Annotated in this window: 23 protein-coding genes; 6 read left to right on the top strand and 17 right to left on the bottom strand. The window is 64.2% G+C overall.

Annotation, left to right across the window (positions count from 1 at the left end; genetic code table 11):
* Positions 1–85 precede the first annotated feature (85 nt).
* Positions 86–1,645 carry a beta-xylosidase gene (locus tag VC212_RS14445; RefSeq protein WP_323526180.1) on the top strand — a complete coding sequence of 520 codons (1,560 nt, stop codon included), beginning with the start codon at positions 86–88 and terminating at the stop codon, positions 1,643–1,645.
* Positions 1,646–1,766: 121 nt separating this feature from the next.
* Here VC212_RS14445 and VC212_RS14440 read toward each other — a convergent pair whose 3' ends face one another.
* Entirely contained in the window at positions 1,767–2,039 is a 273-nt protein-coding gene (locus VC212_RS14440) for a metal/formaldehyde-sensitive transcriptional repressor (RefSeq protein ID WP_055847097.1), read from the bottom strand.
* 65 nt (positions 2,040–2,104) lie between these two features.
* Between VC212_RS14440 and dmeF the strand changes: the two genes are divergently transcribed.
* Positions 2,105–3,100 carry a CDF family Co(II)/Ni(II) efflux transporter DmeF gene (dmeF, locus tag VC212_RS14435; protein WP_323526179.1) on the top strand — a complete coding sequence of 332 codons (996 nt, stop codon included), beginning with the start codon at positions 2,105–2,107 and terminating at the stop codon, positions 3,098–3,100.
* Positions 3,101–3,188: 88 nt separating this feature from the next.
* On the opposite strand, the gene VC212_RS14430 is transcribed toward dmeF, so the two are convergent.
* On the bottom strand, positions 3,189–4,016 hold the full coding sequence (locus tag VC212_RS14430) for a ferredoxin--NADP reductase (protein WP_323526178.1): 828 nt from the start codon (positions 4,014–4,016) through the stop codon (positions 3,189–3,191).
* 35 nt (positions 4,017–4,051) lie between these two features.
* Between VC212_RS14430 and VC212_RS14425 the strand changes: the two genes are divergently transcribed.
* The 4 genes from VC212_RS14425 to VC212_RS14410 all read left to right on the top strand — a co-directional run bounded on the left by VC212_RS14425 (position 4,052) and on the right by VC212_RS14410 (position 7,886).
* Positions 4,052–5,050, top strand: a complete 999-nt coding sequence (locus tag VC212_RS14425; protein ID WP_115529432.1) for an ABC transporter ATP-binding protein — start codon at positions 4,052–4,054, stop codon at positions 5,048–5,050.
* On the top strand, positions 5,047–5,859 hold the full coding sequence (locus VC212_RS14420) for an ABC transporter permease (protein ID WP_193552480.1): 813 nt from the start codon (positions 5,047–5,049) through the stop codon (positions 5,857–5,859). Before VC212_RS14425 ends, VC212_RS14420 begins: the two co-directional genes overlap by 4 nt.
* Before the next feature lie 128 nt (positions 5,860–5,987).
* Positions 5,988–6,926, top strand: a complete 939-nt coding sequence (gene panE, locus VC212_RS14415; RefSeq protein ID WP_323526177.1) for a 2-dehydropantoate 2-reductase — start codon at positions 5,988–5,990, stop codon at positions 6,924–6,926.
* A gap of 444 nt (positions 6,927–7,370) precedes the next feature.
* On the top strand, positions 7,371–7,886 hold the full coding sequence (locus VC212_RS14410) for a hypothetical protein (RefSeq protein WP_055847079.1): 516 nt from the start codon (positions 7,371–7,373) through the stop codon (positions 7,884–7,886).
* 277 nt (positions 7,887–8,163) lie between these two features.
* Here the strand turns inward: VC212_RS14410 and VC212_RS14405 are convergent, their stop codons facing one another.
* From VC212_RS14405 to VC212_RS14335, 15 genes are all read right to left on the bottom strand, one after another.
* Positions 8,164–8,574, bottom strand: a complete 411-nt coding sequence (locus tag VC212_RS14405; RefSeq protein WP_323523166.1) for an acyl-CoA thioesterase — start codon at positions 8,572–8,574, stop codon at positions 8,164–8,166.
* Between the two features lie 305 nt (positions 8,575–8,879).
* Positions 8,880–9,206 carry a thioredoxin family protein gene (locus VC212_RS14400; RefSeq protein WP_323526176.1) on the bottom strand — a complete coding sequence of 109 codons (327 nt, stop codon included), beginning with the start codon at positions 9,204–9,206 and terminating at the stop codon, positions 8,880–8,882.
* Positions 9,178–9,663, bottom strand: coding sequence for a flavodoxin (locus VC212_RS14395; protein ID WP_115514208.1), 486 nt, complete (start codon positions 9,661–9,663; stop codon positions 9,178–9,180). Before VC212_RS14395 ends, VC212_RS14400 begins: the two co-directional genes overlap by 29 nt.
* Positions 9,664–9,752: 89 nt before the next feature.
* Positions 9,753–10,796 (bottom strand): ribonucleotide-diphosphate reductase subunit beta, encoded by a 1,044-nt coding sequence (locus VC212_RS14390; protein WP_055847060.1) that lies wholly within the window; start codon positions 10,794–10,796, stop codon positions 9,753–9,755.
* Between the two features lie 182 nt (positions 10,797–10,978).
* Positions 10,979–13,477, bottom strand: coding sequence for a ribonucleoside-diphosphate reductase subunit alpha (locus tag VC212_RS14385; protein ID WP_323526175.1), 2,499 nt, complete (start codon positions 13,475–13,477; stop codon positions 10,979–10,981).
* Positions 13,478–14,174: 697 nt separating this feature from the next.
* Positions 14,175–15,050, bottom strand: a complete 876-nt coding sequence (locus tag VC212_RS14380) for an HpcH/HpaI aldolase/citrate lyase family protein (protein ID WP_115514211.1) — start codon at positions 15,048–15,050, stop codon at positions 14,175–14,177.
* Complete coding sequence (locus tag VC212_RS14375; protein WP_323526174.1) at positions 15,043–16,137, bottom strand: cysteine protease StiP domain-containing protein; 1,095 nt, start codon at positions 16,135–16,137, stop codon at positions 15,043–15,045. Before VC212_RS14375 ends, VC212_RS14380 begins: the two co-directional genes overlap by 8 nt.
* Complete coding sequence (locus VC212_RS14370; protein WP_323526172.1) at positions 16,134–16,889, bottom strand: hypothetical protein; 756 nt, start codon at positions 16,887–16,889, stop codon at positions 16,134–16,136. Before VC212_RS14370 ends, VC212_RS14375 begins: the two co-directional genes overlap by 4 nt.
* Positions 16,890–18,059, bottom strand: coding sequence for a phosphoribosyltransferase domain-containing protein (locus VC212_RS14365; protein ID WP_323526171.1), 1,170 nt, complete (start codon positions 18,057–18,059; stop codon positions 16,890–16,892). It abuts the gene before it with no gap.
* Positions 18,056–19,114, bottom strand: a complete 1,059-nt coding sequence (locus tag VC212_RS14360) for an ATP-grasp domain-containing protein (protein WP_323526169.1) — start codon at positions 19,112–19,114, stop codon at positions 18,056–18,058. Before VC212_RS14360 ends, VC212_RS14365 begins: the two co-directional genes overlap by 4 nt.
* 101 nt (positions 19,115–19,215) lie before the next feature.
* Positions 19,216–19,797: a TerD family protein gene (locus VC212_RS14355; protein WP_115514216.1), complete on the bottom strand. Its 582-nt coding sequence runs from the start codon at positions 19,795–19,797 to the stop codon at positions 19,216–19,218.
* A 125-nt stretch (positions 19,798–19,922) separates the two neighbouring features.
* Positions 19,923–20,501 carry a TerD family protein gene (locus VC212_RS14350; protein WP_115514217.1) on the bottom strand — a complete coding sequence of 193 codons (579 nt, stop codon included), beginning with the start codon at positions 20,499–20,501 and terminating at the stop codon, positions 19,923–19,925.
* A gap of 109 nt (positions 20,502–20,610) precedes the next feature.
* Positions 20,611–21,810 (bottom strand): TerD family protein, encoded by a 1,200-nt coding sequence (locus VC212_RS14345; RefSeq protein WP_323526167.1) that lies wholly within the window; start codon positions 21,808–21,810, stop codon positions 20,611–20,613.
* 90 nt (positions 21,811–21,900) lie between these two features.
* Positions 21,901–23,433, bottom strand: a complete 1,533-nt coding sequence (locus tag VC212_RS14340) for a kinase (RefSeq protein ID WP_323526166.1) — start codon at positions 23,431–23,433, stop codon at positions 21,901–21,903.
* Positions 23,430–25,067: a protein phosphatase 2C domain-containing protein gene (locus VC212_RS14335; protein ID WP_323526165.1), complete on the bottom strand. Its 1,638-nt coding sequence runs from the start codon at positions 25,065–25,067 to the stop codon at positions 23,430–23,432. The genes VC212_RS14340 and VC212_RS14335 overlap by 4 nt, the downstream gene beginning before the upstream one ends.
* Positions 25,068–25,069: the final 2 nt, after the last annotated feature.

Here is a 25,069-nt window from a genome sequence, read left to right as displayed (position 1 = left end):
GGCGACGGTCACCTGCAAAACGCCTGCACGCGTCATCGCGCACGTGCGTTTGCATAGGCCGCTGCACACACCATCAGGAGAGACGATGCGGTTACCCATCTTGCTTGCGATGACGCTGGCCTGCAGCACGGCATTACCGGCGCCGGCGCATGCCGCCGCACCGCGCGAAATTGCAGTGGATCTCTCCACCGCCGGCAAGCCGGTGGATCGCTTCGCCACGCTGTCGGTGGGCTCGGATTTTCCGGGCACGCTGATCCGCGCCGAGACGCAGGCGCATCTGGTGCCTGCCGTGCAGGAACTGGGATTTCGCTACATCCGCTTTCACGATGTCTTCCACGATGCGCTTGGCACCGTCAAAGAAGTGGACGGCAAGCTGGTGTACGACTGGACCAAGCTGGACCAGCTGTACGACGCATTGCTGGCCAAGCGCATTCGCCCGTTTGTCGAGCTGGGCTTTACCCCAGGCGCGATGAAAACCTCCGAGCAGACATTGTTCTATTGGAATGGCAACACCTCGCATCCGGATCCGGCCAAGTGGACCCAGTTGATCGATGCGTATGTGCGGCACATCCGTGCGCGCTACGGCGCCGATGAAGTACGGCAGTGGTACTTCGAGGTGTGGAACGAACCAAATTTGAAGGACTTCTGGGAAAACGCCGACCAGCAGGCCTACTTCGATCTGTATGCCAACACCGCGCGCACCATCAAGGCGATCGACCCGCAGCTGCGCGTCGGTGGCCCGTCCACTGCCGGCGCGGACTGGGTGCCGGAGCTGCTGGCCTTCGTTGCTAAGAACAAGCTACCCATCGATTTCGTCACCACGCATACCTATGGCGTGGACGGCGGTTTTCTCGATGAAGACGGCAAGCAGGACGTCAAGCTGTCCTCATCGCCGGATGCCATCGTGGGCGATGTGCGTCGCGTGCATGCGCAGATCAAGGCATCGGCGTTTCCGCAGTTGCCGCTGTATTTCACTGAGTGGAGCAGCAGCTACACGCCGCGCGATTATGTCCACGACAGCTATATCAGTGCGCCCTACATTCTGACCAAACTCAAGCAAGTGCAAGGGCTGGTGCAGGGCATGAGCTACTGGACCTATACCGATCTGTTCGAAGAACCCGGCCCGCCGCCGACGCCGTTCCATGGCGGGTTCGGGCTGATGAATCGCGAAGGCATTCGCAAGCCGGCCTGGTTTGCCTACAAATATTTGAACGCGCTGCAGGGCTGCGAAATTCCGCTACCCGATGCGCATGCGCTGGCAGCGGTGGATGGCAAGCGCATCGCCGCGCTGGTGTGGGATTGGCAGCAGCCGGTGCAGGCGGTGAGCAATACGCCGTTCTATACCAAACTAGTGGCCGCCACCGAGAGCGCACCGCTGCAGTTGCGCATGACCAACGTGCCCGCAGGCAATTACACCTTGCAGGTGCGCAAGACCGGCTATCGCCGTAACGACCCGCTATCGCTGTACATCGACATGGGCCTGCCCAAGGCCTTGAACCAGACCCAGTTGACCCAGCTGCAGCAAGCCACACGCGACACGCCCGAGCAGGACACACGCATCCGTGTCGGCGCCGAGGGCCTGGTGGAGGTCAATGTGCCGATGCGTAGCAATGATGTGGTGCTGGTGACCTTGCAGCCGCGCTGAGCGATGCGTCGCCGATGTTGCCAGTCACATCATCGCCGTGGCTGGCAGCGCGCAGGGATGGACGCTGCTGTTGGCGCCGCTGCGCAGGTAATCCGCGCACGGTATCAGACCAGCAGCAGGGTCACTTGAGATAGGTCTTGAGGATGGCGGCGACATCGTCGACCGCCAGCTCCCGGTCGCCCAGCGCATCCGGCGCGGCCACGTGATGCTTGAGATGTTCGCTGAGCAACTCGACCATCAACCCCTGCGCCGCACCACGGAACGCGGCGACCTGGGTCAACAGCGCGGTGCAGTCCACATCCTGCGCCAAGGCTTTCTCGAGCCCTTCCACCTGCCCGCGGATCCTGCGCACGCGCGCCAGGAGTTTGGATTTATCGTGGTTCAGATGTGACATTGCGCTATACCCCGTGGGGGTATCTCAGATACCCTATGGGGGTATCGTAGCCAGAGCTCACACCGATGTCGATCACGCCCACCGCGCCCCACTGCGCGCAGTCGCACCGCTTTGCCAGCACCAACCCCCTGGCCGAGCGCAACACCCGCAAGGCCGTGATCCTGACCGTCGTGATGATGGTGGTGGAAATCGTCGGCGGCTGGACACTCAATTCCATGGCTTTGCTCGCCGATGGCTGGCATATGAGCTCGCATGCGCTTGCATTGGGGCTGGCGTTGTTCGCCTACCGCTTTGCGCGGCGGCATGCCACCGACGCGCGCTTCACCTTCGGCACCTGGAAGGTCGAGGTGCTGGGCGGCTACAGCAGCGCGCTGCTGTTGCTGGGCGTGGCCGGCCTGATGGCCTTCCAGTCGGTGGAACGGCTGTTCTCGCCCCAGCCCGTCCAGTATCAGGAAGCCACGGTCATCGCGGTGGTCGGCCTGGCGGTCAATCTGATCTGCGCGTGGTGGCTGCGCGACTCGCATGCGCACGGGCACGATCACAGCCATGGGCATGAGCACGCGCATCATGGTCATGGTCACGCGCATGGTGAGCATGCTCACCACCACGACGGTCACGCCGATCTGAATCTACGTGCCGCGTATCTGCACGTGGTCGCCGATGCCGCCACCTCGGTGTTGGCGATCGTGGCATTGGTCGCCGGCATGCATTGGGGGGTGACGTGGCTGGACCCGCTCATGGGTATCGTCGGCGCGGTGCTGGTCACCGTGTGGGCGTGGGGACTGCTACGCAGTACCGGCCGCGTGCTGCTGGATGCGGAAATGGACGCGCCGGTGGTGGCGGAAGTGAAGCAGGTCATCGCCGAGCTTCCGCATGCGATCACCATCGCCGACCTGCATGTGTGGCGCGTCGGCAGCAATCGCTATGCCTGCGTGCTCAGCCTGGTCACTGACGCAGACATCGATGCGGATCTAGTCCGCGCTGCGTTGCAGATTCACGAAGAACTGGTGCACATCACGGTCGAGCTGCAACGCCCGCCACTGCACACAGCGCGGGCATAGCCTGGCGCATGTGCAACCGCAGGCACGCTGCCATGACGGTGCAGCACGCCTGCGGTTGCCGGCGCCATCGCGGCGGCGCCGGCGGTCCTCAGGTCTTCGCCGGTGGCGGGCTGACGTATTTTTCGCGACGAATCTGCGCGTTCGGCAGACCGGCGGCCTTCAGTGCCTCGACGCAGGTGTCCACCATGTCCGGGTTGCCGCAGAGATAGGCAATATCGGTCTGGGCATCGGGCGCGAATTCGGGCAGATGCTGCTGCACATAGCCGTGCCGCACATCGGCATGCGGCGAGTCAGGCAGCTCGCGCGACAAGCACGGCACGTAACGGAACTGCGGGTGCGCGTCGGCAAACGCGCGGAAATCCTCGCCGTACAGCAGCTCGGCCGGGGTGCGCGCGCCCTGCAGCAGGACCACCTGCACGCCACGGCTGGCGATCGCCTCGGCCAGCAACGGCAGCATCGACCGGTACGGGGTGACCCCGGTGCCGGTGGCGATCAGCACATAGCGCTGGTTGGCATCGCCCGGCGGCAGGCAGAAACGGCCGTAGGGGCCGCTGGCCTGCAACTGGTCGCCGATCTGCAGGCCTTCGAACAGCGCGGTGGCCGAGCCGCCGGGCACGAAGCTCACCGCGATCTCCACCGCCTCGCCCGGTCCCAGCGCATGGTCGTGAATGGTCGCCAGCGAATAGCTGCGCTTGGTCGGCGTGCCATCGGCGCCATTGAAGTGGATCTGGATGAACTGCCCGGGCTGGAAATCCAGCGGCTGCCCGTCGTCACGCACGAACTGGCAGTGGGCCACGGTGGGCGCAATCATGCGCCGGTCGACAAGCTTGAGGGGAAATTGAACAGGCACGAACGTATTTAGGACAGTCTGTGATCGGGGCTTGCCCCCGCGGGCTTCTATAATAACGGCCTGCAACTCGCTGCGCCGTCACGCTGACGCGAAGGAACACCTTGAATTCCCCATCTCCGATCACCGCACCCGCCCTGCGCGTGTGCGATCTGCGCAAGACCTACGACAACGGCACCCAGGCGCTCAAGGGCGTGTCGCTGGATGTGGCGCCAGGCGATTTCTTCGCCCTGCTGGGCCCCAACGGCGCCGGCAAATCGACCCTGATCGGCATCATCAGCTCGCTGGTGAACCTGTCCGGCGGGCAGGTGGAAGTGTTCGGCACCGATCTGGTCGCCCATCGCAGCGAGGCGATGCGGCTGATCGGCCTGGTGCCGCAGGAGGTCAACTTCAACCTGTTCGAAAAGCCCTTCGATATCCTGGTCAACTACGCCGGTTTCTACGGCATGCCGCGTGCGGAAGCCGAGCGTCTGGCCGAAGTGGAGCTGCGCCGCGCACACCTGTGGGAAAAGGCCCAGGTGATGAGCCGCACGCTGTCCGGCGGCATGAAACGGCGGTTGATGATCGCCCGCGCGATGATGACCCAGCCGCGCCTGCTGATTCTGGACGAGCCCACCGCCGGTGTGGATATCGAGATCCGCCGCGATATGTGGCGCGTTCTGAAAGAGATCAACGCCGCCGGCACCACCATCATCCTGACCACGCATTACCTGGAAGAAGCCGAGCACCTGTGCCGCAACCTGGCCATCATCAACCACGGCCAGATCGTCACCCAGGGGCCGATGCGCGAATTGCTGGCCAAGCTCGACGTGGAAGGCTTCCTGTTCGATATCGACGGTGACCTGCCCACTCAGCTGCCGGCGATCGAAGGCACCACGCTCACCGCCATCGACAGCCACACGCTGGATCTGGACATGCCGCGCGCGATGGACCTCAACCGCGTGTTCGCCGCGCTAGGCGATGCCGGCATCCGGGTGCGCTCGATGCGTACCAAGAGCAACCGGCTGGAAGAATTGTTCGTTCGTCTGACCGGACCCGGCGAAACCCTCGCCGACCCGGCTCCTGCTACAGCGGCGCCCGTGCGCCCGGCAGGTCACCCATGAGTTCCCCGGAGCCTTCGATGTCCGCTGTTCCCGCAACACCCCGCCAACGCAACTGGATTGCGCTGGGCACCATCGTGCGCCGCGAAGTGCAGCGCATCCTGCGCATCTGGGGCCAGACCCTGGTGCCGCCGGCCATCACCATGACGCTGTACTTCCTGATCTTCGGCGGGCTGATCGGCTCGCGCGTGGGCGACATGGGCGGCTACACCTACATGCAGTTCATCGTGCCGGGCCTGGTGATGATGAGCGTGATCCAGAACAGCTACGGCAACATTTCGTCGAGCTTTTTCGGTGCCAAGTTCGGCCGCCACGTGGAAGAACTGCTGGTCAGCCCGATGCCCAACTGGGTGATCCTGTGGGGCTATGTGTCCGGCGCGGTGCTGCGCGGGGTGATGGTCGGTGCGCTGGTGCTGATCATCGCCATGTTCTTCACTCCGGTCCGCATCCCGCATCCCTTCGTAACGCTGACCACCGTGCTGCTGGGCGCGATCATCTTTTCGCTGGCCGGCTTCGTCAACGCGGTGTACGCCAAGAAGTTCGATGACGTGGCGATCGTGCCCACCTTCATCCTGACCCCGCTGACCTACCTGGGCGGTGTGTTCTATTCGGTCAAATTGCTGCCCGGCTGGGCCGAGGCGGCCACGCATGCCAACCCGATCTTCTACATGGTCAACGCCTTCCGCTACGGCCTGCTCGGCAGCTCCGACGTGCCGATCTGGGTGGCCTACGCGCTGATGCTGGGCTTTGTCGCCGTGCTCAGCGCGCTGGCGCTGTGGCTGCTGCGCCGTGGTGTGGGGTTGCGGAGCTAACGCCGGGCGCGGATTTTATTGGGAACGCCGGTTGCTGGCGGACGCGCTTCCCCCCATCCGCCCTTCGGGCACCTTCCCCCGCCTGCGGGGGAAGGGCAAAACCAGATTGACTGAGGACAGATCACATCATGCGCATGCTCATTCTCGGCGCCGGCGGCACCGGCGGCTACTTCGGCGGACGTCTGGCGCAGGCCGGCGTGGACGTTACCTTCCTGGTGCGCGATGCGCGGGCGGCGCAGTTACAGGCCGATGGCTTGCGTCTTCGCAGCCCGCTGGGCGATGCGGATCTGCAAGTGGCGCATGTCACTGCCGCTGCCTTGCCGGCGCTGGTAGCGCAGCAGCCGTTCGACCTGGTGATCCTCAGCTGCAAGGCCTACGACCTGGATAGCGCGCTTGAGGCGATTGCACCGGCCGTGGGCGAACACACCACGGTACTGCCGATTCTCAACGGGCTGCGCCATTACGCGGCGCTGGACGAGCGCTTCGGCGCGGCGCGGGTGCTGGGCGGGCTGTGCTTCATCAGCGCCACCAAGGGCGAACACGGCGAGATTCTGCATCTGGGCAAGCCGGCAGCGATCACCTTTGGCGAGCGCGATGGCAGCGCAGACTCGACGCGCGTGCAGGCGTTTGCCGCAGCATGCACGCAGGCGGGTATTGACCATGTGGCCAGCACGCAGATCGCGCAGGAGCAGTGGAATAAATACAGCTTCCTCACCGCACTGGCAGCGGCCACCTGCCTGATGCGCGCACCGGTCGGCGCAATCGTCGCCACCGACGATGGGCGTGCGTTGATCAACGGTGTGTACAACGAATGCCTATGGGCCGCCGATGCGGCCGGGCAGACGATTCCCGAGCCGGCGCGTGCGAAAGCTTTGCAGACCTTGTTACAGGTGGATTCGCCGTTGAAGGCGTCGATGCTGCGCGATCTGGAAGCCGGCCAGGATGTGGAAGCGGCGCAGATCGTTGGCGACATGCTCAAGCGCGTGCGCGAGACCGGTCGCAATGCACCGCTGCTGATGGCGGCGAATGTGCATCTGCAGGCGTATCAGGTGTTGCGGCATAGCTGAGGCTGTTGGAGTGCGGGCGGGCGGTTGGGCTACGTGTAAACCCTCCCCCCATCCGCCCTTCGGGCACCTTCCCCCGCAGGCGGGGGAAGGGATCGGGGATCGGGGATCGGGGATGATGGTAGCTACACGGCACTGGGCCGATGGCCTCCGTCTCCACTACACCTCGTTGCTTTGGTACGTCCCTTCTCCCGCTCGCGGGAGCTACACCTCGTTACTCTGGCGCGTCCCTTCTCCCGCACGCGGGAGCTACACCTCGCTGCTCTGGCGCGTCCCTTCTCCCGCTCGCGGGAGCTACACCTCGCTGCTCTAGCACTTCCCTTCTCCCGCTCGCGGGAGAAGGTGGCGCAAAGCGCCGGATGAGGGCGCGCCGGGTTCGCGTAGCCTTCGCGCTGCAACGACGCGTTGCCCACGATGCTCTGCGTCCCATCACCCGCGTCGCCTCCCATGAAGCTGCTCAGCCACCTGTTCCGTGCCGGTCACTTTGTGATCCTGGCGTTTTTCGTGCTGTGCGCGGCGGGGCTGGTGGGGATGGCCGGCTTGGAGTTGTGGCATGGCTTCACCCCGGGCGGCGACATGGTGGTGCGCGACCGCTTCAATGTGGTGCTGGAGGCGATCGGCCTGCTCACCGTGGCGCTGGTGACGCTGGAGCTGGGCCAGACCATCTTCGAAGAAGAGATCCTGCGCGACGTCAAAGTCAGTGGCCCCACCCGCGTGCGCCGCTATCTGTCGCGGTTCTTCGTGGTGATCGTGATCGCGCTGGCGATCGAAACGCTGGTATCGATCTTCGAACTGATGCACGAGGACCCAGCCAAGCTGCCGTATGCCGCTGCCGTCGGCCTGTGCGCTGCGCTGTTGCTGATCGCCTGGGGCGTGTTCGTCAAACTCAATCGCAGCGCCGAAGAACTGGAACCCGAAGCGATGGAAGAAACCAAGCGCGAGGACCGCGAGGTCCAGGAATAACAGCGGCGATCTGGCAACTGCGCAATCATCGAGCGGGTGTGGCGGTGGCGAGTGCTGGGTGCGCGCTGCGGTGCGTGCGCCCTCGCCGCTCGCAGCCGACGAGTGCACGCGACGCTGTGGCCGCGCTGGTCCTGATCAGCTAGCGCCAGCAGCTGGCAACTGCGCAATCATCGAGCGGGTGTGTCGGCGGCGAGTGCCGGGAGCGCGCTGCGGTGCGTGCGCCCTCGCCGCTTGCAGCAGACGAGTGCTCGCGAGGCTGTGACCGGGCTGGTCCTGATCAGTTAGCGCCAGCAGCAGGCAACGGCGGCACCATCGTCGGCTTGCCATCGGCATCCAGGGCGATCATCACGAAGTGCCCGCGTGTGCACAGCTCACGCGCGCCACTGAGCAGGTCTTCGGCGATCAGCTCCACTTCCACCTTGATCGAACTGCGGCCCACCGACACCACCCGCGCGATGGTTTCCACCATTTGGCCCTGGCGGATCGGCAGCTTGAAATCCACCTGGTCCGAGCGTGCGGTCACCACCGCACGCCGCGCATAGCGCGAGGCTGCCAGAAACGCGGCCTTGTCCATCCACGCCAACGCCTGCCCGCCGAACAGCGTGCCCATGTGATTGGTGTGGTTGGGGAACACGATTTCGACCATGCGCACTTCGGTCGGCGGTGGCGTCTGCGGGCTGTCTGACATGGCGGATTCCGTTGAGAGGATTGGTTGGTCGATGCGTGCAGACGCGATTGCAGCAGCGGCGGCGCCGGGAAGCGGCGCAATGGGCGCAGCGGCGCGCGCGAGCGCGCAGTGCAGGCCATGCCGCATGGGAAGGCACCGGCATCCGGTTTGCACGTGGCGGCCCGCCGATTGACAGCTGCAGGCAGGTGCACCGCGCATCCATTGCACGGGCTGGTGCGATGGCTTATCTCGGTAATGCCCTCGCGGCCGGGGCCGCTCCTACAGGAGCGCTAGGGCGTGCCGGCGCGTTGCGAACAGACGCAGGTTCAGAGGCTGGTCTTGACCGCGGTCTCTACCTGCGCCGGCGACTGGAAACCAGGCAGGCGCGCCACTTCGCTGCCGTCGCGGTACAGCGCCAGGGTCGGCGTCTGCCGCAAGCCCAGATCGCGAAAAAATTCTTCGCCTACCACTTCCAGCTTGACCTTCAACAAGGCCACGCCTTCGGCCGCATCGCTGCTGGCGAACTTGGTCAGCGACATGTCGAGCATTTTGCAGCCCGGGCAATTGTCCTTGTAGAAATCCACCAGCGCGCGCGGGTGCGCGGCCAGGGTCTGGGTGTAGTGCTCAGGCGACGTGACGGTAATGGTGTGCATCATGGGGATCGTGTTTGCATTGAGCCAGAACCTCGTCGGTCCAGGCGGCGATGGCCTGCGCGTCGCGCTGGCCGTGGGGCATCTGTTCGATGGTCAAGCGCGGAAACGGGCTGGCGAAAAACTGTGCAATGCGATGCACCGCACCGCAAAAATAGTCCTCGCCCCACTGCGTCTCGCCCGTCCCGAAGACGGCAACACGCGGCGGTTTGCCCAGCGTTTCGACCAGTTCGACGATGAAACGTTTCATCTCCGACGGCGTGCGCCCGCCGTTGTCGGTCCAGCTGCCAAACAGAAACAGATCGTACTGTCCCGGCGCATGCGGCACCTGTTGCAGCCGCTGCACATCGGTTTCCAACCAGGTCACCGTGTGCCCGGCCGCCTCGCAGTGCAGCGCGACACTGCGCGCCACATCGCGGGTATTGCCGCTCAACGATGCCAGTGCCAGCAGGATGTTCATTTGGCGGGGAGCAGGGAATGGAGAATGGGGAATCGGAAGAGCGCGCTGCTGTCTGCGTTTGCCATTCCCGATTCCCTATTCCCGATTACTTACAGATCATCAAACCCATTATCCGAATTGGTCTTCTTGTACGACGCATTGCGCATCTCGAAGAAGTCGGTCTTGGTTTCGGTGAAGTTGTCGGCGTAGGCCTTGATCCACGGCATCACGTTGTCGTTGGCGCCTTCGTACAGCTTCTCGATGCCGAGCATGCCGGCCATCTTGTTGGCGCGGTACTTCACGTAGCGGATCATCTCGTCCACGTCGATGCCGTCGATGCCGTCCAGCACTTCGGCGGTCCACACCGTTTCCAGATCGATCGCGTGCTCGAACGCCTTGTGCACGTAGTCGGTGAGCTGGTCGCCCTGCAGCGCCTGGTTCTCGCCGATGATGGCGCGAATCAGCTCGCTGATGAACTTGGAATGCGCCAGCTCATCGCGGTTGATGAAGCTGATGATCTTGCCGGTGCCGGTCATGCGATTCTGGCGGACCAGATTGTAGAAATACGCAAAGCCGGAATAGAAGTTGATACCTTCCAGGATCGAGGACTGGATCAGCGCGCGGATCAGCGTTTCGGCGGTCTTGTCGCGCAGGAAGTCGTCGTAGGCGCCCATGATCGGCGCATTGCGCTTGATGATGGTCGGGTGCGTGCGGGCAAGCTCGAACACGCGGTTCTGATCGGCCAGGCCGGTGATCGAGGCCAGCACGTAGCTGTAGCTCTCGTTATGGATCACTTCCTGCTGGCCGATGATCGCGGCATTGGCATGCGCGGCCGGGTCGGTGATGTATTCGGCGACGTTGTAGATGAAGCGCGTCTGCGGCGAATCCAGCGTGGCCAGCAAGCCGATAATCGAATCGTAGGCATTCTTTTCGCGCGACGACAGCTCGTTGTACTGGCGCGCATCGCCCTTCATGTCCACCTCGTCGGGGATCCAGAAGTTGGTCGACAGCTCCTTGTACGCCCGATAGAAGGACGGGTACGGAATATCGTTCCAGTTGAGGATGCCGGAGGTCTGACCATTGATGATGGCAGTGGAGCGGTTGGGGTGACGCGGCTCCAGAATCTTGATGCGCTCAAGCGGTGTTGCGGACATGGGTTTCTCTACTCGTGTTCCGGGTCTAGCTCGCGTGTGGAGCGGGACGGCGGCGGCAAAATCGCGCTGGAGGAAAGCCCCCTAAGTTAGGGGGCGCGCCGAAGGCGCGGGGTGTGGGAGCTGATGAGCCGGGGCCCATGGTTCGCAAGGCGAACCATGGGGAGCTAAAGCGCGAATGCGCTTTAGCTCGAACACCACTCGCACTCACTGATATCGATGTCGTTGGAGCGCACGTAATACGTGGTCTTCAAGCCTTCGCGCCAGGCGGTCATGTGCAGATCCAGCAACGTGCTCGCACGGATGGTGCTGGGCACGTAGAAGTTGAAGCTGATCGACTGGTCGATGTGGCGCTGACGACGCGCGTTCTGGCGCACGCTGGCGAACTGGTCGACCTTGTAGGCGCCCTTTTCGTAGTACGGCCAGGTTTCCAGCGACAGGCCCGGAGCGGCGACCGGACGACGGAAGTCCTTCTTTTCTTCGTAGTAGAACGCGCTGTAGATCGGATCGATCGACGCGGTGGAGCCGGCGATCTGCGCGGTGCTCATGTTCGGCGCCACGGCCAGCATCCACGCATTGCGCACGCCATTGACCGACACCTGTGCCGACAACTCCAGCCACTGCGGGCTGTTGTAATCGCGCGCACGGAAGTACTCGCCGTTATGCCAGTCGCTGCCGCGGAACACGCTGTAGGTGCCCTTTTCCTTGGCCAGCTCCATGCTCGCCTGGATGGTCAGGTAGTTGATGCGCTCATACAGTTCGTCGCTGTAATCCTCGGCTTCCTTGGCATTCCAATGGATGGCCTTCTGCGCCAGCAGGTGATGCCAACCGAAGGTGCCCAGGCCGATGGCGCGGTACTTCTGGTTGGTGATCGTGGCCTGCGGCACCGGCAGCTGATTGAGATCGATCACGTTGTCGAGCATGCGCACCTGGATCGGGATCAACCGCTCCAGCACGTCGGCGCCCAGCAGATCGGCCTGGTCGTCCTGCGCGATGATCGCGCGGCCCAGGTTGATCGAGGACAGGTTGCACACGACGAAGTCGCCCGCCTTCTTGGTGGTGACGATCTGATTGCCGCTGATGATCTCCTGCATCATCCGCGTCGGGCTCATGTTCTGCAGGATCTCGGTGCACAGGTTGGACGAATAGACCATGCCCTCGTGCTTGTTCGGATTCTTGCGATTGACTTCATCGCGATAGAACATGAACGGATTGCCGGTTTCCAGCTGGCTGACCATGATGCGCTTGAAGATTTCGATCGCCTTGACGGTCTTGCGCGTGATGCGCTCGTCGGCAACGACTTCTTCGTACTTGCGACGGAAGCTGCTGTTGGCGTCGCCCTTCTTCTCGTCGTAGAAATCCTGCAGGTACCAGCCCTTGATCCGCTTCACTTCATGCGGATCGAACAGGTACCAGTCGCCGCGACGCTCGACCGCTTCCATGAACAGGTCCGGGATGCACACCGAGGTGAACACGTCGTGCGCGCGCAGGCGCTGGTCGCCGTTGTTCAAGCGCAGGTCCAGGAACGACTCGATGTCGCGGTGGAAGATGTCCAGATAGACCGCGATGGCGCCCTTGCGCTGGCCCAGCTGATCCACCGACACGGCGGTGTTGTTGAGCTGCTTGATCCACGGCACCACGCCGCCGGACGAGTTGGACACGCCGCGGATCGCCGAACCGGACGAACGCACATAGCCCAGGTACGCGCCCACGCCGCCGCCGTGCTTGGACACGCGCGCCACGTCGGTGTTGGAGTCGTAGATGCCCTGCAGGCTGTCGTCGACGGTGTCGATGAAGCAGCTCGACAGCTGGCCGCCGACCTTGCCGGCATTGGCCAGGGTCGGTGTGGCCACGGTCATGTACAGGTTGGACAGCGCCCAGTAGGCCTCGCCCACCAGCTGCATGCGGCGCTCGCGGCTGCCCTTGCCGGTGCCGATCTCGTCCTGCATCAGGTACAGCGCAATCGTCAGCCAACGCTCCTGCGGCAGCTCGAACACGCCGCGCGAGTTGTCGGTGGCCAGGTAACGGGTGGCCAGCAGGTACAGGCCGTTGTAGGCGAACAAGGTGTCGCGCTCGGGCGCGATCATCTTGCCGGCTTCGATCAGCTCGTCCTTGGAGTAGCGGCGCAGGATGTCGTTGGAATAGACATTACGGTCGGCCAGGCTTTCCTGCAGGCCGACGAACGAGCCGTACTTCTGGCTGGCGTCGTAGAAGCGGTTGCGGCTGGCGCGCTTGTACAGGCGGCGCAGATACAGACGCGCAGCGAAGTGCTCCCACTCCGGGGTGGTCAGATCGACGCGGGCTTCAGCCTCGCGGATCAGGTGGTCGACCAGGTCGTCGGCATTGACGCTGTCCTTGCGATCGACAAAGCCGAACACCGAACGCTTGTAGTCGGCCACGTCCAGCTGCGGGAACTCGGCATGGATCTGATCGATGGCGCGCTCCAGGCGCTCCGGCTCGAACGGAATCTTGCGGTTGCCGGCTTCCTTGGTGATCCAGGTGGAAACGGTTTGTTCTTCGATGGTCTGTGCGTGCATTGCAATGGCTTGGCGGGGGGGCGGCACGACGTCCGACGGGTCGGTCAACTCCGGCGCGCTACGGGCGGGCGCGCTGACACTGGCGGGAACGCTGGTGTTGGTTAGGGTACCGGCGGCGATCGCGGCAAGGGTGTCGTTGGTGGTCATGCGTCCTCCATGCGTAGGCACACGAACCCGCTCGGGGACGGGCTACGACCGGTTCCGGACTCCCTGGACAGCGATGACGGTGCGGGACGACCAGCACGCAAGACACGCAGTCTGCGGCGGCATCGCCATCACCAGCCATCTCCTTACCGGAGATTCCACGGCCGCCACCGCGCGGTGTGCTGTCGCGTGGTGGTCAGTGGCGAAACAACCGCAACCCCATCGGCCCACGCAGTCCGCTCCACGGCGCTGCCCTGGATGACTGGATGAAACCGAATGCGGTTGCGGCGAGGAGGCTGATCGACCGCGTACCTACCGCAGTTCGTGCTCTTTCAGGTCCAGCTGCTTGGGGCAGCCAACCACCGACTCCCCCAAGATAGTGGGGTAGCTGGGAGGGGTCAACACCAAATGTAGGAAAAAACCGCAAACCCTTGTGGCACAAAGCACTGTCTGACGAACGGTCGTCGCCAGGCCGCAGGACCCGCCAATTCGACTGCGCAGTCAAGGCCCAAACGGGCATTTTTGCTGACCAGTTGGGTTCGGTTGGGTTGGCTGCCGCACACGCACTGGTGGCAGCCGGTCACAGTTTTGCGAGCGCCCCTGCACTCAGCAGTGGACCGCACCTGACTGATCCAACCAGCCTAGACGCACAGCCTGCACCTGTCCTGCTGGCCTGACTGGCCAGCCACGACCCACTGACTCACAGCGCCACGATCGCCTGTCGCGCAATGATGGCCTGCGCCCAACGGGTGTGGACGGCCTTCTCGACCATGCCGCCATTGGATTTGAAGACGGCCGTGGTGGCGCCGAGCACCTCGCGCGCAGCGCGTAAGTCTTCGTCGCTAACCCGCAGCCCGTCCTCGATCACGGGGATCTGCATCGGATGGATCGCGGTCTTGCCGACCAGCCCCATCGCGGTATCGATGGCAAGTTCACGCCGCAATGTCTGCGGATCGTCGAAGAAATCATAGACCGGCGCGGTGAGCTGGAAGCCGTACGGCCGGAATGCCAGAACCAGTTGCTGAATGACCAGGCCCACCGGGGTGTCGTAGATCGTGGTGCCGCGTACCCGCTTCATTGCCAGCATGCTCAGCAGGTCGTTGCCGCCGATACGCACAGCCAGCACCCGCGAACTCAACGGGCTGCCCTGCAGGCAGCCACGGATCTCGCGCTGCCCCAACGGATCCATCGCCTGCGGCGTCTCCAGGGTCGGCATGATGCAAAAATCGTGATCGGCCAGCTGCCGCTCATAAGCGGCCAGCGTGTCGGTATCGATCTTGGGCAGCACGAACCCGTGTACGCGGTCGATGTCGTGCATCGCCAGCAGTTGCCCAAGCACTTCGGCGTTGCGCGGACGAATGAACCGCAGCGGGCCGTGCGACCGTGGCGGCAAGGTCGACAAGGTGCGTCGGATGTGACTCATCGCATGCGGCAGGTCGGTGGACGACACCGCATCCTCGGTGCAGGCGATCAGCGAACGCGCCTGCGGAAACTGACGTCCCGACAGCACTTCGGAAAGATTGTCGTTGGTCGCAGGCACGTACAGCGAGGCGCCCAACCGATAGGCTTCAGACATGTCGCAGATCCTTGATGACCGCAGCCGCCTTCAATGGCAGGCTGGAAAGAATGTTTACGTCAATCCCGCGGGTCTGCGCCAGCCAGCGCAGATGAGCGGTATCGGCATCGTCCGGGCGTTGCAGGCAAAGCGCGCGCGGGGCGCGTCGCAGCATTGCCCGGGTGGTCTCGCCAATGCCCACTTTCAGGCAGTGGTCATCGCGCACCGCAAATGCCGCGCGCAACTGGTGCAGGCTATCGGTGCAACGCAGTGCAGCCGCGCGACGTTGCGCCGGTTGCGCGGCGCCATCATGCACCGGCGCAGGCAGCGCTGCTGCCGCCTGGAGCAACTGCGCAACGAACCATTGCGACATGTCGCCCGCGCGTAGGTCCTGGTACAGCACACAGCCGTGGAACTGGTCGGTGGCAATGCTGGCATTGAGCACGGTACGGCTGACCAGGCCCGACACGGTGGCATTGAGAATGGCCGACGGAATCAGATAATCCTCGGTTGAGCCGTGGCCGGCGCTACACCCGGCAAGATCCACCAGCACAAACAGATCCGACGACACCTGCGTGCCCTGCGCGGCATTGAAGCCCGCCACCGAGGCATGCAATTCGGCGGTGATCGCTCCCTTGCCGGTCCAGCCGTCAACGAACACCAACGATGCTGGATCGTACTGCGCGCACAGGTGGGCCAGCGCCACGCGGTCGATCCCACGGCCGCGCAGGATCGAGATCGAATAATGCGGCACGTCCATGCCCAAGCGGCTGGCAAACACATGCCGCAATGCCACCCCGATCGGCGTGCCGGCACGCGCCAGCGATACCAGCACCGGACGCGCATGCCGTTGCCGCACCGCGCTCGCCAGTTGCAGCAGGTCGCGCGCCATCGTGGGCAGATGACGCGCCACGGCACTGCGGAACAAGGCCAGGTATTCCGGAGCTGGCAACTGCTCCGGCGTCAGCATTTCCGAATAATGCGTGTGCCCCCCCTGGATCAGGCGTTCTTTTTCCTGCAGATCCGCCATCGGCGCGACGGCGATCTGGGTCAGCAGGAAGGTCACATCACCTGGCGCATAGCTGCCCGAGAACCCGACCGATGTCATGCGTGCGCCCCGTCAACCAGGCCACGCACCTGCGCCCAGGCCTGCGACCCGGTGGGCACGATCGCCAGATCGCATAGCGACAGGAACGGCAGATCGGTCACGCTATCGCCTGCTCCCACCACGAACAGCTCGCCATGCTGCTGGCGTAGCCCGTCCAGCAGATACCGCACCGCCAGTCGCTTGTCCACGCACGGTGGCAGCACCGCCAGATTGCGTCCGTTGACGTGATGGGTGTATCCGGGATGCTGCGCCACCCATGGCGCGATGACCTGGTCGGAAATCCTGCGCACCGCCTGTTCGTCGCGCGAAGGCTCGCGCGCCACCAGATACGCCGGCTGCTGCGGCGCGCCGGCAATGCTGACCTCCAGCGCATCGCCGAAGCGGTCCGACAAGGCCTGTTGCAGCTGCTGCAGGACCGGCAGCTGTGCCTGCATCTGGGTCTGGATCGTTGCCGCCCACACCGGGTCGATCTGCCGCTGCGCATCCACAATGGTAGCGCCATGGGCCACGATCGCCGGGCCGTGGAAAGGCAGCAGCACGCGCGCGAACGTATCGAGCGTGCGCGCCGTGACCGGCACCACCAGATCGGCCTGCCGCAGCCACTGTGCGAACACGCGCTGGCGCGGCGAGGTGTAGCTCACCGCGGTGCCATCGACCAACAACGCCGCCGGCTCCAGCCCCTCTGCCTGCGGCTGCTTGCGCAACGATGAAAACAGGGTGTCGTCCAGATCGACCAAGGCCACCTGATACATCTAGGCCACCGCCTGCATCGGCGTGGTGACCCGCTGCTCGACCAGATCCACTTCGATGGCCTGCAGCTGCTGCACCAGTCGGTCAACGCAGGCGCGCTCGCGGCTTTCGTGCACCACGATCCGCACCGCGCCCGGGGAACGCGTCAGGTTGTAGAGATAGTTGGGAATCCCCTCGCCATACACGTCCTCCACCATGGCGATGTCGTCGATGGCGCCGGCCTGCATCAGCGGCGAGCGCGTGGTCGATTGCACCACCACCGCATGACCCAGCGCCTCCAGCGCCTGCGCCAGCCGTTGCGCCGGATACATGCATTCGCCGGTACCAATCACCAGGACCGGACGCTGGTCCAGCGCCGCATGGCAAGCCTGCACCAGCGCGTCCGGCAGCGCGATGGCGGCGGCCAGACCCAGGCGGGCGGTGTAGGCGCTGACATGCTGCCGACGGCAGGCCACCGCTGCGTAGGCCACCGGTGCCGGTGCCAGCACAGCCCCAGGATCACGTTCGAAACGGTGCGTGCCGGACCACAGCGAGATCGGCGCAACCTCGGCAATGCCTGGCAGCGCGGACAGCAACGTCTGCACACGGCCTTCGGAAAAGTCGGTCAGCACCACCGGGTGTACCGTGCGCAGGCGCGGGCACACTGCTCGCAAGGCGGTTGCCAGGTTCAGGAAGGTCCGGCCCGAGGTCGCCTCGTCATCCACCAGCACCACCGTGCTCACCTGTTCGAGCGCCGCACGCAGCGCGGGCGACTCGGGCAGGTAGAGAAACTGCTGGGTGGCATGGCTATGTTCTTCCTCGAAGCGCAGCACCTGCGCGCCGTCGAGCGGGTAGCGGGTGGTCTGGAGAAACATCGCCCGGCTGCCGGCGCGTTGTAGGAACGCTTCGAACACCCCGTGACCCAGACCGGTTGCGGTTTCGGCCAGTGCCACAAACAAGACCATCTCATCGGCCGGCACCGGAATCTGCGCCGCAAGCTCGGCCTGCACTTGCGCCATCGTGGACGGCGAGGCGGGCCAGTGCTTGCCCAGTACCTTGGAGACGAAGACGAAGCCGCGCTTGGGATTGCGGCGCGCACCAACGCCACAGATATCGGTCAGCGCACGGCGATTGCCGGGCTGGCCGGCGCAGTGCAACGTACCGGTGGGCAAGGTGACCTGCAGCGTGCTCATGCGTCGACCACAACCTTCGACATCACCGTGCCAGGCAAGGGATGCGCATCGGGCAGCTCCACCGCGAGCGAGATCTCGGTCACTCGAATGCCCAGGCGCGGCGCAGGAACATGCACCGGCAATTCGGGGAAGATGCAGGCGCGGTACGCAATATGCGGAAGATTGATGCCGGACATGCAGCTCATGCCGATCCCACCGGCCGCACGCGGATTGATTTCCAGCAACATCGGCGCACCAGCGATGTCGTCCTTGAACTGCACGTTGATCAGCGCGTTGGCGCCAAAGCGCTTCACCATCGCGGTGGCAAAGCCCACCAGATCCGCGCGCATGGAAAGCTGCTGCACCTTGCTGTTGGGATCCTTCTGGCGCACCACACATGCCAGCACCTCGCCATCGCGCGCGGCGATGTCCACGCTGTACTCCACACCGGGCAGATAGCGCATCACCAGATGCGGCTCAAACTCTGGCAGGCGCTGCATGCGCCCGATCCATTCCTGCGGGCTGCAGGCATAGGTGCTCGGCTCGATCCCGTCCACCAGTCGATAGAAGCCCTTGCCGTATACCGACACGGTGGGCTTGACGCATACCGCCCCATTTGCGCTCAGCTGCTCGATCGCCTCAACCGCCTCCGGCAGCGTGGTTACATAGCGGTACTCCGGCAGCGGTACCAACCCGTCCACTGCCGCGTAGACCCACTGCTTGTGATGCAGGTTGGGAAGGATGTCCGCAGGCGCCGCATGCACGATCTGGCAGCCCAGCGCCGCAAACTCCGCGCGGTGGCGGGTGAGCAGGCTCTGCTCGTAGCCGGGCACCAGGTGGGTGATCTGCAGCTGTTGCACCACCTGGTAGCACCACTGCAGATAGTCAGCCGGGTTCAGGCCCGCAGGTTCGAGCAAGGCGTGGTCGGCACGGGCAAAGCCGCGGAAGTTCTCCTGCCGATGGGAGACGCATGTCCAGATCGGCAGCGGCTCGGCCTCGCCACGAAGATGATCGATGATGCGCGCAATAGTCGCGTAGTGCCGGTTGAACCAGACGCGTGCGTGGGGAATTGACATACGGATACTCGAAAGATCAAACGCGGCCCCGCGCATGGTGCCGACCGATAAGGACGGCGCCGCAGGCGCGGCAGCCGTCCTGGATGTTTACAACTGACTGTTTACAGCTGGCCGTTGATGACCGGCAGCATGTCGTGGAACGTCCGGCCGGAGCAGGACTCGCCGATGGCATGCAGCTTCCAGTCGTTTTCATGGCGATACAGCTTGGCCATCAGCTGGGCAGTGTGATTGCCCTGGCACGACAGGTTGTAGCGTGCGACTTCCTTGTTGCCGTTGGCATCCACCAGGCGGCAGAACGCGTTTTCGATTTCCGCAAAACTCTGGCCGGTGAAGCTGTTGACGATGAACACCAGGCTCTTGATTCCGGTCGGGATCTTGTCCAACTGCACGACGATCTGCTCGTCGTCGCCATCGCCATCACCGGTGCGGTTGTCGCCGGTATGTCGAACGCTGCCGTCACGCGAGTCCAATTGCTGGAACCAGATCTGGTCGACCAGCTGATTGGCATCGTTGAACATCAGGCACGAGGCGTCCAGATCGATCGACTGGTCACGCTGGCCAAACCCCAAGAACCCCTTGGTCTTCTTTGCATCCCAACCCAGCCCCATGACCACCTTGGTCAGCTGTGCACCGCCTTCCTTGCTCAGCGAGATCCGCTGTCCCTTGCTCAAACTAACGCTCATTGCAGTCTCCTTGAGTCATCACCGAGCCGGGCCCGGTGTGAAGGTGGCCGCGCGAATCTGCATTCGCGCGGCCACTGATGATCCATCTTCGTGGCCGCTGCGCCAACGCAGCGACCCATGCGGAATCAACCGATGTTGACGCCGTACTGTGCAGCAAGCGGACCCAGGCCACCCTTGAAACCCTGGCCAACCGCACGGAACTTCCAGTCGGTGCCATTGCGGTACAGCTCGCCGAAAATCATCGCCGTTTCGGTGGAGCCGTCTTCGGTCAGGTCGTAGCGCGCCAGTTCCTTGTTGTCGGCCTTGTTGACGACGCGGATGTACGCGTTGCCCACCATGCCGAACGACTGGCGACGGCCTTCGGCCTCGTGGATGGTCACTGCAAAAGACACCTTGTCGACAGCGGCGGGGACGCCGTTGAGCGCGACAGTGATCTGCTCGTCATCGCCTTCGCCGGCGCCGGAGCGGTTGTCGCCCTGGTGCACAACCGAACCGTCCGCGGAGGTCTTGTTGTTGTAGAAGATGAAGCTGCTGTCGTCGGGCACCTTGCCGTCCGGCTTGAGCAGGAATGCACTGGCATCCAGATCGAATTCGCTACCGTCGGTGGCGCGCGGATCCCAGCCCAGGCCCACAACCACTTCGCTCAGGCCAGGTGCCTCCTTGCTGAGATTGACGTTACCGCCCTTGGAAAGACTGACGCTCATACTGAACTCCTTAGATTTACGGGGTAAGAATCAGAACCTTGCGGTTCCTGGGAAACGCGGGTGATCGTCCACGGACACACGGCAGCGCCCGCCGGACGCGACAGACCGGCTACTTGCGAGCGGCTCTCCATTCAAAACCAAAGCCGAACCGTTGATCCATCGTGTCGTGCCCGGTGAAATATTCCACCTGTTTGGTTGCACGAAGGGTGCCGTTGCTATTTTCGAGCAGGGCAATGGCGCACATGCCGTCGCGATTGTTCGGGCTGTCCAGGCGCGCTTCCAGCTCAGGTTGGCCCGGGGTACGGATGGTCACCACACCATTGGCGTTGGACCAGTTGGGGGTGCCCTCGTAGATAAAGGCGAAGATCAACACGCGCTTGATGCGCGACCACTCATCGCCATTGAGGTGCAGGAATTCGCCTTGACCGGAGCTGCCGCTGCGATCGTCGCCCATGAGCTTGACGTACGGCATCTGAGCAAGGCTGCCGAAATTGCCGCCCAGCGCCTGGATGACCGTCTTGTCTCCGTCCTGCATTTCCACCATCGCGCCTAGATCCAGATCGATGGCACGCGAAAACAGGCCACCACCGCGACTCCAGCGCAGGTTGACCGCAATCTCACCAAACTTGCCGGAGGCTTTCTCCAGTGCGACCGGCTTGGATTTCTCCAGCACGATCTTGGACAGGTTTACCGGCGGCGGCGGCGGGGCGACCGGCACAGGCGGCGGCACAGCTGCAGGTGCAGGTGCAGACGTGGTGGTGGTAGTGGTAGTGGTAGTGGTCGCGTCCGGATCGTCAGCCACATCCACGCCGAAATGCTTTGCCAGCGGGCCCAGCCCCCCGGTAAATCCCTGCCCCACCGCGCGCAGCTTCCACTGGCCGTTGCGCCGATAGAACTCGGCCAGAATCAACGCCGTCTCTGCCATGCCGACCAGCGGCGGGGCAAAGCTGCAGGCCTGGCCACCGCCCGTCACCTCCAGGGTCAGATGCTGCAGCTGCGCAAAGCGCTGCGCACGCCGTATCCCCTGATCGATGGTGATCGCAACGGCCACGCGCTCGACCGCTGCCGGTAATGCCGACAGCTGCACGCTCACCCGCCGCGCGGCGGCATCGAGCGTGACTGCGCCTGCCTGGAAGCTGGGCTGCCCATAGAAAACGAAAGCGCTGTCATCGATGACCTGACCCTGAGCGCTCAGGACGAACGCGCTGACATCCAGGTCCATGCCGGAAGGCGCGCCAGCGACCATGATCTGCGCGTCGAGGCGGTCGCCCTCAAGGGCGATGTTCTGTCCGATCTGTAGATTCGTCACTGCCCCTCCCTGGCCTGTCTACGCTGTACCGCTACACCGGCGCAGCCGGTGTGCAATCCGCAGGTCGAAAGAGTGACCTGCCCCGCAGGTCTAGTCAACCGCAGCGGCATTGGCTCCCGCGTCGGCCTGGACCAGTTGCACATGCAGCAGGCGCCCACCCTCCGCGCGCGACAGCAGCAGCTGCCGCCCCTGTGTCAGCTCCACCTTCTCGCCGATGGGGACCAGCATGCCGCCGGACGCATCGTAGAGCTCGGGCATCGCCTCATTGACCAGATACCAGCGCTGCTCGTGCAGCACGAAGTAGCCCACGCGTCTCCGTTGCTCGATGGCCAGCTTTTCATTGGGCGCGACATGTCGATTGACATGCCAGGGAAACAGGGACTGACCTGTGTACACCACCAAACGATGATTTTCCGGCCGGAACTGACCGGGCGTATGCGTTGAAAAATACAGATCCAGCACCGGCAACGCATTGGGATAGGGCGTGGAGCAGAACGGACAGCGCGGCCGTGACGTATTGTCGAAGACATACCACCCCTGCTCGCACCGGGCATTGGTGCATGGCTGCAGCAGATCGACGGTGCGCACCAGCGCGTCTTCCCACTCCGAGGCCTGCGGCCGCTGCTGCGGATCACGCAGCCCGACGGTAAAGGCGCGCAGAAACAGCGGCGACAGGTAGGGGCCTGTCAGCGTATACGGGCGCGTGGCGGTATCGGCCCAGGGCAGTTCGCTGCTGCGCACATCGCTCAACCGCACCCGATTGGACGCATCCTGCGGATCCTCCACAAACAGCGCGCGTTCGCCCATCGCCAACTCTTCGTCGCGCGTGGCATCCGGGTCGTGCACCTTGCCGCCACGCAAGGGATGGCGATACAGCAGGTACATGTAGATCAGGGTGGCCAGCGCATGCAGATCGGTCTGGATGCAGGGCAGGCTCCGCTGCGGGTCGTGCTTGGGCAGGCTGGCGGTCGCGACGACCTCCGGCGCAATGAAGTCCGGCGTCCCGACCACATCCGGCGGATATTTCCCTGGCACCACCAGCCCATCGATGTCGATGATGCAGGCGTTGCCGCCAACCGGATCGACCAGCACGTTCTTGTAGGACAGATCGGAATGCGCAAGCCCGGCCATATGCAGGCGGCGGACTGCGCGGGCAATCAATAGGCAGATGCGCAGGTGGCTGGCCCAGTTCCCCAGTTCGCGCGGATCCAGATACTTGCTGCGATTATTGGCAGAGGCAAACCACTTGCCTTCTTTCTCGCGGCCGACGATCTGCAGCACATCGCCATTGCGCGAGCCATGTTCGAAGAAGAAATGCCGCGCGTACATCGGCGCAACCAGGCCGAAGCGGCCATTCCATTCCAGGGTACGTTGCGGCCAACAGAACATGCCGCTCCAGTACTCGCCACCAACCTGATTGAAGATACCGTCGCGGAAACGGCCAACGATATTGGCAATCCGCTCGCGCACGTTGGCATCGGGCGGCTGGCGAAAGAACAGCACCACATAGCTGCCGTCCACGCTGAAATAGCAATCCTTCAGCCCGCCACTGCCGCGCAGCTGGTCGTAGAACTCGACAGCGCTGCCATCGTGGGCGGTGGTCCGGATGATGGCAGCGCTCATTGCACCCGCTCCGTCTGAATCATCAACAAGGTCCGATCGTCATGCTCGCCCGGGCACCAAAAGCCGAGATAGTCCACCAGCGCGTCCAACCAGCGTGCACTGCCCTGCTCAGCGTGCAGCTGTGGCGCAATATCGGTCTGCCACCAGTGCTGCCACTGCGCCGGGTCCTGCAGGGCACGCTCGGTGCCGAACTTGGGATCGGACACCCCGTCACTCATCAGGATCACCTTCGCACCCGCGGGCAGCCACACACAGCGCAAGCGCGCCTGCACGGCCGCCTGCGGATCGCCGGCCAACGCATCGGAAAGGAAAAACCGGGTTTGACCGGAGTACTCACCGGCGTCGGCATGCCCGAGCAACTGCACTTGGCCAGTGGCAGCGTCGTAGGCTGCCGCGGCGCCATCGCCGATCCAGTAGCTGAGGACCAGCAGCTGCGCGCCGCAGGGCCGCACGGCGGTCAGCATTAACGTCGAGGCCAGTGCACTTTCATCGACACCAAGCAAGTTGGCGTGTTGGACCAGTGCCTGGTTGGCCGAGACCAGGCTGGCGCAAACGGCCTGCAACAGACGTGGTTGCAGCCGGGGCAGGACCTCGGCGTGCTGCGGCCACTGCAGCGCCTGGTTGTGCGCCCAGCATTCGATGCCATCCAGGTGCGCCGCCAGCGTGGTGACGGCATGCCGGGTCAGCAGCTCCGAGCCGCGTCGCGACAGCGGCGCCGACCCGGCGCCGTCTGCCACCGCACAGACCAGCCAGCGTGCATCTCGGTCGGTGGCAATGGCGAAATCGTCTTCGCGGAAGCTGGCCGTATTGGCATGTGACCGCCCGCGCACACTGGCGGCGACCACCTGCGCGCCAGCAATCTGCGCGTACGCCGTTGCGGTATGCGGTTTACGCAGGCCCAAGGCCGCGTCCGGCTCGCGCTGCTTCCACAGCGCGCGCGGGTCTGGATTGACCAGCAGGCTGGCCACCCCGGCATGCACTGGGGCGCCCCCTGCGACGTCGACCGCCATGAACCGCGCCGTAAAATGCATTTCTTCACCGGTCGCCGTGGCGGTGCTCGGCATACCGGACAGGACGCCGTCCGCTGCGTCGAAGCGCAAGCCGCTTCCCTGAAGGCCCTCCACGGCCACCAGGCGGTACTGAAGTTGGGGCCGCTGCGGATCGCTGACCGGCGTGGCCTGAGCGCGATACGGCGTGCCCGCGGTGGCGTTGGCAAATCGCCACCGCAGCGCCGTTGTGGCTGCGGTGGTGGCGGGCGCCACGAAGAGCGCATCGACCGCCACGCCAGTAGCCGACGCCTGTACCGCAGGAGCATCCATGTCGCCCAGCGCGATCGATGCGAGCGGGGTCTGCCCGGCTTGACTCGGTACTGTTGCAACCTGCGCCGCGGCAGTCGGGGAGGGAGTGGGCGGGGGCGTGGATGCCAACGCGCCTGCCAGCGGTGGCGCCATGCGCAAGGCGGTGGCGTCGAGCCAATGCAGCAACTCCAGCACCGGCGCTTCCTGCAGCAGCTGCCGGAGCCGGGCCGGTTCCGGCGCAACGCCATGCTGACGGAGGTAGCTGCCAAGCACCTCGGCCAGGGCGGCCTGCGCCTGTGTGCGCGCCGGTGGCGCAGGTGGTGGCAATGGCGACATCA

Source organism: Xanthomonas sp. WHRI 8932A, assembly GCF_035012785.1.
Lineage (GTDB): Bacteria > Pseudomonadota > Gammaproteobacteria > Xanthomonadales > Xanthomonadaceae > Xanthomonas.
Note: the sequence above shows the minus strand (reverse complement) of the source record. Positions and strands in the feature narration are given on the sequence as shown.

Bases quoted from the DNA above. Each gene is read 5' to 3' on its own strand.
- VC212_RS14445 (WP_323526180.1), top strand. From the start codon at position 86: ATGCGGTTACCCATCTTGCTTGCGATGACGCTGGCCTGCAGCACGGCA.
- VC212_RS14440 (WP_055847097.1), bottom strand. From the start codon at position 2,039: ATGTCACATCTGAACCACGATAAATCCAAACTCCTGGCGCGCGTGCGC.
- dmeF (WP_323526179.1), top strand. From the start codon at position 2,105: ATGTCGATCACGCCCACCGCGCCCCACTGCGCGCAGTCGCACCGCTTT.
- VC212_RS14420 (WP_193552480.1), top strand. From the start codon at position 5,047: ATGAGTTCCCCGGAGCCTTCGATGTCCGCTGTTCCCGCAACACCCCGC.
- panE (WP_323526177.1), top strand. From the start codon at position 5,988: ATGCGCATGCTCATTCTCGGCGCCGGCGGCACCGGCGGCTACTTCGGC.
- VC212_RS14410 (WP_055847079.1), top strand. From the start codon at position 7,371: ATGAAGCTGCTCAGCCACCTGTTCCGTGCCGGTCACTTTGTGATCCTG.
- VC212_RS14405 (WP_323523166.1), bottom strand. From the start codon at position 8,574: ATGTCAGACAGCCCGCAGACGCCACCGCCGACCGAAGTGCGCATGGTC.
- VC212_RS14400 (WP_323526176.1), bottom strand. From the start codon at position 9,206: ATGCACACCATTACCGTCACGTCGCCTGAGCACTACACCCAGACCCTG.
- VC212_RS14395 (WP_115514208.1), bottom strand. From the start codon at position 9,663: ATGAACATCCTGCTGGCACTGGCATCGTTGAGCGGCAATACCCGCGAT.
- VC212_RS14390 (WP_055847060.1), bottom strand. From the start codon at position 10,796: ATGTCCGCAACACCGCTTGAGCGCATCAAGATTCTGGAGCCGCGTCAC.
- VC212_RS14385 (WP_323526175.1), bottom strand. From the start codon at position 13,477: ATGACCACCAACGACACCCTTGCCGCGATCGCCGCCGGTACCCTAACC.
- VC212_RS14380 (WP_115514211.1), bottom strand. From the start codon at position 15,050: ATGTCTGAAGCCTATCGGTTGGGCGCCTCGCTGTACGTGCCTGCGACC.
- VC212_RS14375 (WP_323526174.1), bottom strand. From the start codon at position 16,137: ATGACATCGGTCGGGTTCTCGGGCAGCTATGCGCCAGGTGATGTGACC.
- VC212_RS14370 (WP_323526172.1), bottom strand. From the start codon at position 16,889: ATGTATCAGGTGGCCTTGGTCGATCTGGACGACACCCTGTTTTCATCG.
- VC212_RS14365 (WP_323526171.1), bottom strand. From the start codon at position 18,059: ATGAGCACGCTGCAGGTCACCTTGCCCACCGGTACGTTGCACTGCGCC.
- VC212_RS14360 (WP_323526169.1), bottom strand. From the start codon at position 19,114: ATGTCAATTCCCCACGCACGCGTCTGGTTCAACCGGCACTACGCGACT.
- VC212_RS14355 (WP_115514216.1), bottom strand. From the start codon at position 19,797: ATGAGCGTTAGTTTGAGCAAGGGACAGCGGATCTCGCTGAGCAAGGAA.
- VC212_RS14350 (WP_115514217.1), bottom strand. From the start codon at position 20,501: ATGAGCGTCAGTCTTTCCAAGGGCGGTAACGTCAATCTCAGCAAGGAG.
- VC212_RS14340 (WP_323526166.1), bottom strand. From the start codon at position 23,433: ATGAGCGCTGCCATCATCCGGACCACCGCCCACGATGGCAGCGCTGTC.
- VC212_RS14335 (WP_323526165.1), bottom strand. From the start codon at position 25,067: ATGTCGCCATTGCCACCACCTGCGCCACCGGCGCGCACACAGGCGCAG.